Raw genomic sequence first — 13,514 nt, forward strand, 5'->3', positions numbered from 1 at the left:
CGTTGGCGCGTAGAAAAGCGCCAGAACGCGGTTAATCAGGGGATTGGCCGTATGGATAGAGTGATAGCGCGCTGGCAGCTGTTGGCTAGCGCTGCCGGCTTCTTCAGCGTGCGCGCGCGGTGGTCGTATAACACCCTGATTTCCACGGCCTGCGGCAGCTCTGCGTTAGCGTGGTGAATGCCGCCATCCTGAGGGATGCGGGCGACTGACTGATGCACTGCCGATGATCAGGCCGCCATCATCAGCACTGCATCGTCGTTTGCCGCCGGCAGACGCTGGCTTTCCGTCAGAGGACGGTGGTTAATGGTCAGTATGGTGCCGCCGTCGCCGTCTGCATCGATGGTAAAACGCACTTCGCTTGCCGGCCAGGGCGCCTCACCTTCCTTCATGCGATAGCGCACTTCTTTTCCGGGGATGGATGAGACTGGCTCAGGGCTATGCAGGGTATCATCTGGCAGCCACTGTTGGCGGTATTCGGCAATAGTCACTGCGCGCCAGACTTTCTCCGGTGCGGCATCCAGCCGATATTCGAGAACAAGTTCCGTTGCCTCATTTTTAGTTTCAACGTCGGTCATTGGTCCATGTCCTTCAGTAAATGATTGAGTGCATTGATGCGCTCTGGCCAGAACGCGTGATATTTCGCCAGCCAGCTCAGCATCAGCGAAAGTCCCTGCGGGTCGACCTCATAGTTAACGAAGCGACCCTGACGCGCCTCGCGTACCAGCCTGGCATCGCGCAGCACGGCAAGGTGTTGAGACATTGCTGGCTGGCTGATGTCGATCCCCGCGCGCAGGGCGGTGGCGTTCATTCGGCCGTTGACCAGCTTGTCAAAAATGGCCCGGCGAGTGGGGTCGGCCAGGGCTTTGAATATGGCGTTTTCGTTCATCATTTTACATTAGCAGGCGCTTATGTCGGGCGCAACGCTCAGCCGGTACGCTTTCGCGGCTGGCCAGGCTTTACGATTTCGCTTTCCGCAACGATGATTTTTGCCACCAGGCCATATGCCACCGCCTGTTCAGCGCTCATCCAGAAGTCGCGTTGAGTATCGGCATCGATCTTTTCCACCGTTTGTCCGGTGGCCTCGGCAAAAATGGCGTTCAGTCGGTTCTTCATCCTGACTATCTCGTCGCGATAGATTTCCAGAGTAGTGGCCGGCCCCTGCATCCCCCCCGCCGGCTGATGAAGCAGAAATCGGGTATTCGGCAGGGCATAGCGATTGGCTTTTTTCGCCGCTGCGTAAATCAGGGCGCCGGCGCTGGCGACGCTGCCGGTTCCTACCACGATAACCTCTGGCCTGATAAAGCGGATGGCATCAAAGATCATGTCGCCGGATTCAACGTGCCCACCGGGTGAGTTAACAAAAACAGAGATTGGCTCATCACTGATGGCGGCCAGAATGTGTAGCTGCTGCACTGCTTCCTTCGCCATCTTCTCCTCAACGGTGCCGGTAATAAAAATTTTTCGGGCTTTGAGAAGGCTATCCGTAAGCAGGGGATTCTGAGGGACAAATTTCTCCGTCTCCTCCCTGTCGTTGTTGTTGTAGAACATAAAAACTCCCGGCGTTGGCTGCTATCAATGCGTAGCCCGGCGCATTGCGGACTGGATACGTACAGCAGGCGAAGGCCGCGCGACGTCTCCGGGTCAGTGCGGGATTTTCATCGGCGGCGGCGTATCTGCCTGCATTAATTATATAAGCACACACTTATGTATTCAGCAAGTCCGCGATGTTAGCCAGCAGCCTGGCGCGCGCTCAGGCGAAGGCTACAGGTGGCTGGTGGTTTGCGTTAAAGGCGGAGCAGTTGCATGAGCGGATGATTTTAATTATTGCATCTGGCAGTTTTAATCCGCTGCACAAATAAGAAGAGCTTTGTTATTTTAGTTTGAGGCGCGTTTTATAGTCATTTATTCCAAGGGTGGTGTTCTTAGCGCCGGTGCATTTTTTTTAAATTAAGTAAGGCGACATCTTCGGGATTATTGTGACGAAGCGTACAGTCGCTATCTTTTTTTGATTTGAAAATCGCTATTTGATGAAAGTGGCTTTATTATTCTGAAATACATATAAACCCTGACGGTGACTGCTGCGCATATTTGTGAAATATTCAATATATTGAATGTCAGGAAAATTGCTTATGTATCGTTCAGAAAAAAATGACTTATCATCAGATTATGGCCGTTCGCCTTTTTTATATGATGAGGCGCCCGATTTTTCCGCCCGATCAACGCAGGGTGATATTAACCTCAGTGACTTTCGCGGTCGCTGGGTATTATTATTTTCGCATCCAGCGGATTTTACGCCGGTATGCACCAGCGAGCTGGTAGCATTTGCCCGTAATGCCGGGAGATTTGAGGCGCTAAACTGCCAGCTACTGGCGCTGTCGGTCGATGGACTTTACGCCCATCTGGCATGGCTTAACAGCATCAAGGTGAATTTTAACGTCGATATCTCCTTCCCGCTGATTGAAGATCCCTCCATGGTGGTGGCGCGCGCCTTTGGTATGCTGCCGCGCAATTCACATTCATCCGGCACCGTTCGCGGAAGCTTTCTTATCGATCCGCAGGGCATCATTCAGGCAATTAACTGGTATCCAATTTCAACCGGGCGTTCCGTGGCGGAACAGCTGCGCCAGCTTGAAGCCATAAAACTTAGCTATGAATTCCCTCTCTATACGCCAGCGGAATGGCAGGCGGGCGATGATGCAATCATACCGCCTCCGCGCACGGTGGAAGGGGTGCGTCAGCGCCGGGAAGATGCCAGCGCGCTGGAATGGTATTACAAAACCTGTGCGAGTGCCGCGCCTGTAAAGGAGAAGGAATAATGGCAGAAACCCGCGGCAACAACGTCGCCATGCTGCTTCGATTGCTCGGTCATCCCGTACGGCTGCATATCGCTTTGCTGCTGCACCAGCAGCCGCAAACGGTATCAATGCTGGAGGCGCAGCTCAATATTCGTCAGCCGACAATTTCACAGCATTTGGCCGTGCTGCGCGAAGCGGGAATGCTCTTCGCCACGCGCGAAGCAAAGTCGGTTACCTATGCGGTGAGCGATGGCTTGCCTGCGCGCTTACTGTCGGCCCTTGCAGCGCTGCAGGCGCAAAGCAGCAGTGAGCATAGCGTCGTCACGCCGGCTAAGAGCGCAAACGCATCGCGCCCCGGCGACGAACTGGTATTTGCTACCTTGAAATATTCCGATCAGACCTGAACTAATTGCGGCAATAAAAAACCTCCGGCGCGAAACCTGAGTTGATACAGCTGAATACGCAGGCATCAATTTATTATCTCAGAGGTCAGTGCGCTAAAGACGATAAACGCATTAAGATGACACTAATATATATTTATATTTTTTTACCTTTGCCTGTAGCGTGAGATTACTTATTCAATCTGAGCTAAATATACATTCAATATTATGAATGTGTCCGTAGTTCATCATAAAATGGGTATTCTCAATGAGTTCTGACCTTATTCATCTGCACCAGCCGCTTGACCCGGAGTTTCATCAACCGGCCGTTCTCGATCCGGAAACGTTTCGTCATCAGCCAGAAACTTTTGCCGATATCACTATCCGGCCATTTACGCCGGTGGCAGGTGGTATTGTCGACGGTTTTCAGCTGCGGGAGGGCAAGGAGGTTGCAGAGCCGGTGCGAAAGTTTCTCTACCGGTCATTGCTTAAATATGGTTTTTTATCATTTGTACCCGGCTCGGTGAATAGCCATACCTTTGAATATTTTTCCCAATTATTTGGCACACCGCGCTTTGCTGGCAATCCTCAGGCGCCGCGTACCGGGGCGGGAGAGCTCAATGCGATAGACTCTTCGCGCAAAAAAACGCGTACCAATTACATCTGGCATATTGACCAGGCCTATCGGCCAGAGCCGCAAAAGCTCACTGCGTTGCATGCGCTAAAAGCGCCCGGGTTCGGCGGTGAGACTATTTTTACTGATGCTACCGCTGCCTATCGTCTGCTGGACGCTAAATTAGCCGCCTGGCTGGATACGCTCAGCCTGATTAATAATGGCGACCAGATGGGGCTTATTTCCATGTCCTACCCCCAGCCTGAACTGTTGTTTGAGGCGCGCCAGAAAACGCCGCCTTTGCAGGCGCCGCTGGTGCGTATTCATCCTGAAACCGGCGCCAAACAGCTGTTCCCCTGTGAGCTATATGCGCAGCGGGTCCTTGGACTGCCGCGTATCGTCAGCGACCACGTTCTGCATATCGTTTTTGAATACTTACGTTCGCCGGAAGTGCTCGCCCAGTATTACTGGCAGGACGGCGCCACGCTGATCTGGGATAACCGGATTGTTCACCATCGCGGCGTCTTTAACTATGGCGGCCAGGAACGCGTGCTGCACCGCGCGGTTATCGACTGAGTGGCGGGTAATCATGATGAACCAATTTAACCCGACGGGGCGCAGTGCTTTTATCGCAGTGCTGATGCTGCTGTTTTTCACCGCAGGCGCTAAGGCCGGGACGTTACCGCAATTAAACATCACCGTATTTGCCGCACCTTCGCAAAGTATCTGGATCCCTGCGCTTATACAGCATCTGGAGCTGGATAAGAAAAACGGTTTTAAGCTCAACGTTACGCCAAAGCCTTCTAACGTCGCCTATACCGATTTTGCCACCGGCAAAGATTCATTTTGCTATTGCGCTGCCGTGCCAGCCGTTTCCCGCTTTAAGCAGCAGGGCGCGAATATTGCCCTGTTGTGGAACGTATTCAATTTTGAGTCGGATATTGTGGTTAAAGATCCGGCAATCAAAACCCTGGCGGATTTACAGGGGAAAACCCTGCTTACCGACACTATCTCAGGCGGTTGGGCGCTGTCGAAATGGTTCTTTGAGCAGCAGGGATTGGATATGAATAAAATCACCGTGAAATCTTCCAGCGTGCGCGGCGCGGCGTTTCTGGCGGAGCTGCAGCTTAACCGCGTCGACGCGCTGTTGGTAAACCCGATTGAAGGGGCGGCAGCGGTGCAGCAAAGCCAGGGGCAGCTGCATACCATCGCTGTGTTCAACCAGGCGCTGTGGAAAAAGGTTTCCGGCACCGATTTTGTTCCTCAGGTGACCACTGGCGTAGCAACCGGATGGTTAGCCCAACCGGAAAACCAGGACCTGGCCCGCCGATTCTATGCCGCAAACCGTGAAGCTGCCGCCTATATTGCCGCGCAGCCCGAGGCGGCGGCAAAGCTGGTTGCGCATGATGCAAAGCTTGACGTGCCGACCATGGTGCAGGTGCTGCGTCGCTATCGTGACTTAATCCACATCGAGCCGCTGGCGTCGCATCGCAACACCATCGCGCTGCTGACGCAAAAACTATTGCCAGAGGCGCAACTGCTGCCCCGCCCGCTGACGGACGATGAGCTGAATACTTTGGTGCCTGATTTTGACGTTAGTCGTTAACGGAGCGAGGTCCTGTGAGCAATCTATCGAATCAAATAATAAAGGCAGGGACTTTCCGACAGCGAGCGAAGCGAAATAATCCGCGTCGCCTCCCGTGGGAAGGCTCTCTGGCTATCGCCATTCTGCTCGGCGCGTGGGTGTGGGCTTCGCGTTATTCGACGCCGATGTTTTTTCCTTCGTTAACGCAGATATTCACCAATATAGTCGCTCTGCTTTCCACTCAGGAGGGCTGGGCTTCAGTCGGAACCACCTACGCACGCATTTTGTTTTATCTCGCCGGGTCTTTTGTTATCGCCTCACTGCTGGGGCTGCTGGCGGCCTGGAACAGACATATTGAGCGCTTTTTGCTGCCGCTTATTGAACTAAAGCAAGGGATTCCGGCGCTGTGCTGGGTGCTGTTTGCGATTATCTGGTTTGCTGACAGCGAGGCGCGGATCGCTTTCGTCGTGGTGACATCTGCTCTGCCAACCTTTTTCTATCAGTCGCGCGACGCGCTGCGCAGCATTCCTCGCGACTGGGTTGAACTGGTGCATTCACTGCGCCCAACGCCGTGGCAAAAGGCGCGTATTTTATGGTGGCCGGCAGTGTTGCCCGCGCTGCTGACGGGATGGCGCATCAATATCGGCAATGCCACGCGCGTCACCATAATGGCCGAGCTGCTTGGTGGCATCAGTGGCATCGGTCATGAACTTCGGGTCTCTCAGGAGATGTTTCGCATGGATCAAACCATTGTCTGGACCGCGGTGCTGGTTTTGTTTGTGATTGTCAGCAATGCGCTAATCAGCCTGGCTGAGCGTCACTATCTTTTTTATCGCTCCGGCGATGGGGTGGGCGACAATGTCAACTGAATCAGCCATTAGTTTCTCCCGGGTTTCGCGCCACTTTTCACGCCAGGGCGCCCGCGAAAGCGTAGCCGCCATTGCCGACCTGAGTTTCGCCATCAGCGCCGGTGAGCATATTTGCGTGGTCGGGAGGACCGGCTGCGGTAAATCGACCAGTGTTAGCCTGCTGCTAGGCTTATTGCCCGCCTCATCCGGTAGCGTGCGGGTGCTGGGCGTCGATCCTTACCGGGATTTTCAGCGGCTGCGTGGGCGAATTGGCTGCGTATTTCAAAGCGACAGGCTGCTGCCATGGCGCAGCGCCATTGATAACGTGTTAATGCCGATGGAGATTTTACGCAGCTGCAATAGTTCTGTCCGGGATAGTGCGGCGGAGTTGCTCGCCAGAGTGGGGCTGGCGGGCTATGAACAGGCTTTTCCGCACCAGTTATCAGGCGGCATGCGTCAGCGCGTGGCTTTTGCGCGCGCGCTGATTACCCAACCGGATATTTTGATCGCTGACGAAGCCTTCGGCCATCTTGATGAGGTTACCGCCGGCGCGCTGCGCCACGATTTTAAACGAATTTCGCGCGCGCGTGGGCAGACCGTTTATCAGATTACTCACTCGTTGGATGAAGCGCTGGAGGTAGCCGATCGTATTCTGGTGTTGCAACGTCCTGGTAAGGTAGCCGGCATTTTTTCCCGCGCGCAGTGGCAAGACTCGACGGCTGAGCACGCGAAAGTGAAGCAATCTCTGCGCAGTTTAATTGCCGGTAATAGCGAAAATGCCGTGCTGGAGGAGGTAGGATGACCCCCTCCGCTTCTTCACCGAAAGCGGCAGTCGGGCCTCTCTCGCCGGCCACCCGGCGCGTAGCCTGGATAATCTCGGCGGTTTTTTTTATTGAGCAGCTCGACTCATCTATCGTGGCGCCCGCCTTGCCGCAAATGGCCCATACCCTTGGTAGTGATGTTATCACCCTGAGTGCGACCATCACCGCCTACCTGCTGGGGTTAACTGTGCTAATTCCGGTGAGCGGTAAGCTGGCAGAACGCTATGGCGATAAAGCGCTTTTTACCCTCGCGATTGCTGCTTTTATGCTGGTTTCAGCCGCCTGCGGCTTTGCCCGCGATGCGCAGTCGCTGATTGTACTGCGCTTTATTCAGGGGCTGTCCGGCGCGCTTATGGCGCCGGTCGGGCGGCTGATCGTGTTGCGTTCGGCGGCCAGACACGAGCTGGTTGAGGCCATGGCGCTGGTGATTTTGTTGGCGATGATTGCGCCGGTAATCGGGCCATTCCTTGGGGGCGTCATTGTCACCTGGCTGGACTGGCGCTGGATATTCTGGGTGAACGTGCCGCTATGTTTGTTTACCCTGGCGCTAATATGGCGCTTTTTACCGGCCACCGCAGGCGATCGCCAGATTAGGCTGGATAAAAGCGGATCGTTGTTGACCGGGCTGGGTTTTACCTGCCTGATTTATGGACTGATTACGCTTGGTGAGGCGCAGGAACCGTCCTGGACGGTCGGTCTTGCTCTCGCGGCGGGCGTGCTGCTGCTGCTGGGTTACCGCTGGCACGCTGCGCGGATTACATCGCCAGTATTAAATCTTTCAATGCTGGAACTCCACAGCTTTCGCGCCTCTATGCTCAGTGGTTCGGTGTTTCGCATTGCGGTCGGCGGTCTGCCGTTTCTGCTGCCTGTCACGCTGCAAAAAGGCTATGGCTACAGCCCACTGTATGCCGGAATGGTGGTGCTAATTCCGGCAGCGGGTGGGCTAAGCATGAAATTTTTCAGCACCCGGCTGCTGCGTAAGCTTGGCTATCGCAATGGTCTGGCGCTGCACGGCATGCTGGCGGGCATTTGCCTGGCGCTGGCCGGCGTATTGCACCCGCAGGACGTCATGGTGGTTTATGTGCTGGCACTGTTCGGCTTCGGCTGGGCGCGCTCGTTGCAGATGAATGCTTTCGGTACCCTGGCGTATGCCGAGGTGGAAAAACCGCGTCTGGCAGCGGCGACCAGCTTCTTTTTGTCGATTCAGAATCTGACTACCGCCCTCGGCGTCGCGCTGGCCGCGCTGCTGCTGCGTTTTTTTACTGCCCATGTGGCACAAAGCATTCAGGGCAGCCTGCTGTGGACCTGGCTGCTGTTGGCGCTGCTGGCGCTGGTCAGCGCCGCTATGTGTATTCGCATGCCCGCTGCGGTGGGTGACAGCCTGCTGTTAAGCAAAACTAAAAAGTGAGGAGAATCTATGTCATCAAGCGCGACATCGCCCTTTATAAGCCGGATACCTGCGGCAGCCAGGCTGATATACGTCAGCACGGAAGCCAGCTTGCCGGATAACCTGCTGCCAAACTCGCTACCGACCTGGATTGCCCGTCACTATGCCGGAGAGGGCGGTGGCGATCGTGGCCGCCTGCCGTTGCCGGAGCGCGCTGCGGTCCGGGCCTGGCTGGCGCAAGAGGGCATTGATAGCCAGACTGACGTGGTTGTTTATGACGCCGGCAACGGTAGCAGCGCAGCCAGGGCCTGGTGGGTACTCAACTGGGCCGGCCATCATCGCGTGGCTATTCTCGACGGCGGCCTGAAAAGTGGCAATCCGGAAGCTGCCGCTGCGGAGCCGACGGTATTCACTTCACACGGTAGCTTTCAGTCAATTACTAGCGAAGAGATTGGTCAAAATCCGCAAGGCTTTCTGCTGGTGGATGCGCGCGGCACAAGCGCTTTTGACGGCGACGGTAGCGCGCCTGCGCATTTGCCCGGCGCGATTAATATTCCCATGGCGTTACTACAGGATGCAGAAGGGAAGTTACTGCCTTACTCGCAGCGTAAGGGATTGGTGGATGAATTTAACCTGAAACAACGCGATCGCCCGCTGGTGATTTATTGTGGTTCCGGTAATGCCGCCGCCTGGCTGGCGGCGGCGTTGCAGGATCTGGACATTGATCCGACGCTATACGTTGGCTCGTGGAGCGCCTGGAGCGCCAGGCAAGCATAGTTGGCGTATTAGCTGCGGTTGTCGCTTAAAAAGCGTTCTTCCAGCGTCGCCTCCAGCGCCAGCATCGCCTGTTCGGCATGGGCCATGTGCTGACGCATAATTTCCCCGACCTGTGCGGCGTCCTTCTGGCGCAGGGCGGCGATCAGGCGTCGCTGGAAGTCGATGCCAAGGCGGCGGTCAACCGGCTCAGGGCGCTGATAGATATCTTTGCACACCGCTAAATCTTTCAGCAGTCGCTGTAAAAAGTGGCAGAGAAATGCCAGCAGTACGTTGTCGGCGTAGCTGGCTACCACGCCGTGAAAATCCAGCTCAGCCATGCGCTGCGCCCAGCGCTCCTCATCATCGGCAGGTGGATGGTCGTAAACGGCAATAAGCTGGTTAAGCCGGTCAAAGCCCGCCTCATCAATATTGGCGATGGCGCTGACCGCCGCCAGCGGCTCCAGCGCCCGGCGCAGCCCATAGATATTGCCGATCGACAGCTGGCGGGTGAACAGATAGTTCGATAGCAGCGTCATGGCGCGGGTTTCGGTCATTGATTCGATAAAGGCACCGCCGCCGGGGCCGGTTCGGGTGCGGATCAGCCCCTGCACCTCCAGCGATTTCAGCGCTTCGCGCACCGTACCTTTTCCCGCGGCGTAATGGGCCGCCAGATCCTTTTCCTGCGGCAGGCGGTCGCCTGGTAACATATTGTCGCGAATAATGCTCTCTTTAATCGCATCGACGATTTCGTCAGTGCGCTTACGGCGCAGCAGTTCGGGCGTTGCCGGGGTGTTATGACTCATAAACTTTCTATCCTCACAGCCGTGGCGCGCTGGCCAGTAAACTCTGCGTGTAGCGATGCTCAGGATAACCAAACAGCGTGGCGCTGTCGGCGCATTCTACCAGCTCCCCTTGATACATCACCGCCACGCGATCGGCAATCGATTCCACAACCGCTAAATCGTGGCTGATAAACAGATAGGCGAGGTCAAACTGCTGCTTGAGCTGTTCCAGCAGCAGCAGCACCTGCGCCTGCACGGAAACGTCGAGGGCGCTGACCGGCTCATCCAGCACCAGAATGCGCGCCTCAGCCGCCAGAGCACGCGCTAATGCCAGCCGCTGGGCCTGGCCGCCGGAGAATTCGTGCGGGTAGCCAGAAAGGGCATCAGCGGGCATCTGCACCGCCTCCATCAGTTCCAGCATGCGTTTTTTGCGCTGTGCCGCGCTGTAGCCGCACAGTAATTTCAGCGGTACGGCGAGGGTTGCAGCAATAGTTTTACGTGGATTAAGTGAAGCGAGCGGATCCTGAAAGACATACTGAATCAGGCGGCCAAACGATCCGGCGCTGCGGTGCGCTGCCAGGGTTTTACCCATCAGCCTGATGGTGCCGGCGCTGGGCGTTTCCAGACCAACCAGCATCCGGGCGAGGGTGCTTTTGCCCGATCCGCTTTCGCCAACCACCGCCAAAGTTTCGCCAGCGGCAAGCTGCAAAGAGATGTTTTTTACCGCCCGCACCTGGTGCGCCGTCGGGTTAAACCAGCGCGCAGGATGACCAAAGGTTTTGCTGAGATTTTCTACTTCAATAAGGTTGCTCATTGGCTCTCCTGCGAAGTTATTGCCGGATAGAGGGCCGCCACCTGCGCTAAAAATTCCCGCCCCTGGCCCGGCCTTGGTACGCTGGCGATCAGCCGTTGGGTATAGGGATGTTGAGGCTGACTCAGCACGGTTTGCGTGTCGCCGCTTTCGACAATTTCGCCCTGGCGCATGACCGCCACCCGGTCGCAGATCTGGGCAATCACGCCAAAGTCGTGGGTAATAAACAGCAGCGTCATGCCGCGTTCGCGACGCAGCTTTTGTAACAGTTCCAGCATCCGCGCCTGCACGGTGACGTCCAGCGCGGTGGTTGGTTCATCGGCAATAATAATCTGCGGATCGTTGGCCAGCGCCATGGCAATGCCCACGCGCTGACGTTGACCGCCCGACAGCTGGTGCGGCCAGGCATGGAAGCGCTCGCGGGATTCATGTATGCCGACATCTTCCAGCAACGCCAGGGCTTTTTGTCGCGCCTCACGGCCTGACAGCGGCTGATGGGCCTGAAGAGCTTCGGTGATTTGCGTGCCAATACGCATCTGCGGATGCAGGGTGGTCAGCGGATCCTGAAAGATATACGCCACCCGGGCGCCGCGGCGGTGCTGCAGCTCGATGGCCGGCAGCGACAGCATCTCTTCGCCATCGACGTAGACAGCGCCGCCGCTTATTTCACCCGGCGGCGAAGCCAGTAGCCCCATAAGCGATAATGCGGTGACGCTTTTGCCAGAGCCGCTTTCGCCAATCAGGCCGAGGCATTCGCCGCGTTGCAGATGGAAGCTGATGCCTTTTACCGCCTGCTGTAGCTGGTTGCCGGCACGAAAGCTCACGCTAAGGTCAACCACCTCCAGCAGGGCGTCGCCGCTGGCGGCGGGAATACTCTGACGGCTAAGGCTGGTCACCGGCTGAGCGCGCTGCAACACCCCGGCGCGCAGGCGCGGGTCGAGCAAATCGCGGATGCCGTCGCCCAGCAGGTTAAAGCTCATTACCAGCAGGAAAATCATCAGACCGGGCACCAGCGCAACGTGGGGGGCGCTGAACATCTGCGCGCGACCCTGGCCAAGCATGGAACCTAAATCAGCATCCGGCGGCTGGGTGCCAAGGCCGAGAAAAGAGAGGCCGGCGGTTTCCAGGATCATCCAGCCGATAGTGGTGGACATGGTGACTACGATCACCGGCATCAGGTTCGGTAACACCTCTCCCAGCAGCGTTTGCAGGTGATTTTTACCGGAAAGACGTGCCGCCTGCACAAAATCGCGCTGGCGCAGACCGACGGTCAGGCCGCGGATATTACGGGCAAAAAAAGGAATATTGACCAGCGCGATGGCATACAGCGCGTTGAGCAGCCCCGGCCCCAGCACCGCAACAATTGCCAGCGCCAGCAGAATATAGGGAAAGGCCATCAGCATGTCGATAAGCCGCATCAGCAGGCTATCGGTTTTGCCGCCAATATAGCCTGCCAGCAGCCCGATTACGGTGCCGAACAGGGCCGCCAGCAGCGTGGCGCTGATGCCGAGCGCCAGCGAAACGCGGGTGCCCCATATCAGCCGGGACAGCACATCGCGTCCTAGCGGATCGGTGCCGAGCAGATGACCGGGCGACAGCGGCGGCAGCAGGCGCTGTAACAGATTAGTGGCGTCAGGATCGGCCAGCGGCAGTAGCGGTGCGCACAGCGCGGTCAGCAACGTGAGTAGCAGAATAATCAAGCCGAGGGTTGCCAGCCGGTTAGCCAGCAGCAGCGAATGGAGAGAAGGGCGGTGGCGCCCGCCCGGCGCGGGCTGTATCTGGCTCATGATTTTAACCTCGGATCGAGTAGCGCCTGCAAAATATCGGCGCACAGGTTGATCAGTACATAAACCACAGCGGCGACCAGCACGCCGCCCTGCACCAGCAGCAGGTCGCGCGTTGACACCGCCTTAACCAGCATCGCGCCCAGTCCCGGCCACTGAAATACCGTCTCAATGTAAACCGCGCCGCCGAGCACGAAGCCCGCCTGAATACCAATTACCGGAATGACCGCTACCAGCGCCATGCGAAAGGCATGGCGATAAACCACGCGGGATTCGCTCAGTCCTTTCGCCCGCGCGGTACGGATAAAATCCTGACGCAGCACCTCAAGCATCGCGGTGCGGGTCAGGCGGGCGATCACCCCGGTGGCGACCATCGCCAGGGTAATGGCCGGCAGCGCCAGATGGTGCAGCAAATCCAGCCAGTCGCCGCCGCCCCAGATGGCGAACATGCCGGAAGCGGGAAACCACTGGAGTTGTACGGCAAACAGCATGATCATCAGCAGCCCAATCCAGAAGGACGGCAGCGATATGCCGACCAGTACGCACAGAGTAATCAGCCGATCGCCCCAGCCGAACTGGCGCAGCGCTGAAGCGATACCGGCCAGCAAGCCCAGCAGCGTGCTAAGCAGCAGCGCCGTGCCGCCGAGGATCAGCGTGGCCGACAGGCGCTGTAAAACTTCATCAATTACCGGGCGGTTGAGCACGTATGAGCGGCCGAAGTCGCCGTGCAGCATATTGCTAACCCAGATCAGATATTGCTGATACAAGGGCTTATCCAGCCCCAGCTGGCGGGTAATGCGGGCGACGTTCTCCGGCGTTGCCCAGGCGCCGAGCAGCGCCTGGGCCGGATTGCCGGGGATCATTGCCATAATCAGAAACACAATCAGCGACAGACCTATTAAGATCGGCACCATCGCCAGAACGCGTTTTAGCAAGTATTGCCACATAGTCA

At 56.9% G+C, this 13,514-nt stretch carries 15 protein-coding genes; 8 read left to right on the top strand and 7 right to left on the bottom strand.

The window, feature by feature from the left end:
• Positions 1 to 227: 227 nt before the first annotated feature.
• From BTJ39_RS12300 to BTJ39_RS12310, 3 genes are read right to left on the bottom strand one after another with little or no spacing between them, the layout of a single operon-like run.
• A complete protein-coding gene (locus BTJ39_RS12300; protein WP_078002996.1) occupies positions 228 to 575 on the bottom strand; it encodes an SRPBCC family protein in 348 nt (115 codons plus the stop codon).
• Positions 572 to 889 (bottom strand): ArsR/SmtB family transcription factor, encoded by a 318-nt coding sequence (locus BTJ39_RS12305; RefSeq protein WP_241825907.1) that lies wholly within the window; start codon positions 887 to 889, stop codon positions 572 to 574. Before BTJ39_RS12305 ends, BTJ39_RS12300 begins: the two co-directional genes overlap by 4 nt.
• A gap of 35 nt (positions 890 to 924) precedes the next feature.
• Positions 925 to 1,548 (bottom strand): ATP-dependent Clp protease proteolytic subunit, encoded by a 624-nt coding sequence (locus BTJ39_RS12310; RefSeq protein WP_078002997.1) that lies wholly within the window; start codon positions 1,546 to 1,548, stop codon positions 925 to 927.
• A gap of 581 nt (positions 1,549 to 2,129) precedes the next feature.
• On the opposite strand from BTJ39_RS12310, the gene BTJ39_RS12315 reads away from it, so the two are divergent.
• From BTJ39_RS12315 to BTJ39_RS12350, 8 genes are all read left to right on the top strand, one after another.
• The gene (locus BTJ39_RS12315; protein WP_078002998.1) at positions 2,130 to 2,816 is read left to right on the top strand and encodes a peroxiredoxin; all 687 of its coding nucleotides are present in this window, start codon (positions 2,130 to 2,132) and stop codon (positions 2,814 to 2,816) included.
• The gene (locus BTJ39_RS12320) at positions 2,816 to 3,199 is read left to right on the top strand and encodes an ArsR/SmtB family transcription factor (protein ID WP_078002999.1); all 384 of its coding nucleotides are present in this window, start codon (positions 2,816 to 2,818) and stop codon (positions 3,197 to 3,199) included. The genes BTJ39_RS12315 and BTJ39_RS12320 overlap by 1 nt, the downstream gene beginning before the upstream one ends.
• Positions 3,200 to 3,443: 244 nt before the next feature.
• Positions 3,444 to 4,364 (top strand): TauD/TfdA dioxygenase family protein, encoded by a 921-nt coding sequence (locus BTJ39_RS12325; RefSeq protein ID WP_078003000.1) that lies wholly within the window; start codon positions 3,444 to 3,446, stop codon positions 4,362 to 4,364.
• Between the two features lie 13 nt (positions 4,365 to 4,377).
• Positions 4,378 to 5,394, top strand: a complete 1,017-nt coding sequence (locus BTJ39_RS12330; protein ID WP_176110309.1) for an ABC transporter substrate-binding protein — start codon at positions 4,378 to 4,380, stop codon at positions 5,392 to 5,394.
• 14 nt (positions 5,395 to 5,408) lie between these two features.
• Positions 5,409 to 6,242, top strand: coding sequence for an ABC transporter permease (locus BTJ39_RS12335; RefSeq protein ID WP_139356344.1), 834 nt, complete (start codon positions 5,409 to 5,411; stop codon positions 6,240 to 6,242).
• A complete protein-coding gene (locus tag BTJ39_RS12340; RefSeq protein WP_176110311.1) occupies positions 6,232 to 7,023 on the top strand; it encodes an ABC transporter ATP-binding protein in 792 nt (263 codons plus the stop codon). Before BTJ39_RS12335 ends, BTJ39_RS12340 begins: the two co-directional genes overlap by 11 nt.
• A complete protein-coding gene (locus BTJ39_RS12345; protein ID WP_078003004.1) occupies positions 7,020 to 8,450 on the top strand; it encodes an MFS transporter in 1,431 nt (476 codons plus the stop codon). The genes BTJ39_RS12340 and BTJ39_RS12345 overlap by 4 nt, the downstream gene beginning before the upstream one ends.
• Positions 8,451 to 8,459: 9 nt before the next feature.
• Positions 8,460 to 9,206, top strand: coding sequence for a sulfurtransferase (locus BTJ39_RS12350; RefSeq protein WP_078003005.1), 747 nt, complete (start codon positions 8,460 to 8,462; stop codon positions 9,204 to 9,206).
• A gap of 8 nt (positions 9,207 to 9,214) precedes the next feature.
• Here BTJ39_RS12350 and BTJ39_RS12355 read toward each other — a convergent pair whose 3' ends face one another.
• From BTJ39_RS12355 to BTJ39_RS12370, 4 genes are read right to left on the bottom strand one after another with little or no spacing between them, the layout of a single operon-like run.
• Positions 9,215 to 9,988, bottom strand: a complete 774-nt coding sequence (locus BTJ39_RS12355) for a FadR/GntR family transcriptional regulator (RefSeq protein WP_078003006.1) — start codon at positions 9,986 to 9,988, stop codon at positions 9,215 to 9,217.
• Positions 9,989 to 10,001: 13 nt separating this feature from the next.
• Positions 10,002 to 10,781: an ABC transporter ATP-binding protein gene (locus tag BTJ39_RS12360; protein ID WP_078003007.1), complete on the bottom strand. Its 780-nt coding sequence runs from the start codon at positions 10,779 to 10,781 to the stop codon at positions 10,002 to 10,004.
• A complete protein-coding gene (locus BTJ39_RS12365) occupies positions 10,778 to 12,565 on the bottom strand; it encodes a dipeptide/oligopeptide/nickel ABC transporter permease/ATP-binding protein (RefSeq protein WP_078003008.1) in 1,788 nt (595 codons plus the stop codon). Before BTJ39_RS12365 ends, BTJ39_RS12360 begins: the two co-directional genes overlap by 4 nt.
• Positions 12,562 to 13,509, bottom strand: a complete 948-nt coding sequence (locus BTJ39_RS12370; RefSeq protein ID WP_078003009.1) for an ABC transporter permease — start codon at positions 13,507 to 13,509, stop codon at positions 12,562 to 12,564. The genes BTJ39_RS12365 and BTJ39_RS12370 overlap by 4 nt, the downstream gene beginning before the upstream one ends.
• Between the last annotated feature and the right edge of the window lie 5 nt (positions 13,510 to 13,514).

Source organism: Izhakiella australiensis (assembly GCF_002006995.1).
Taxonomy (GTDB): domain Bacteria; phylum Pseudomonadota; class Gammaproteobacteria; order Enterobacterales; family Enterobacteriaceae; genus Izhakiella; species Izhakiella australiensis.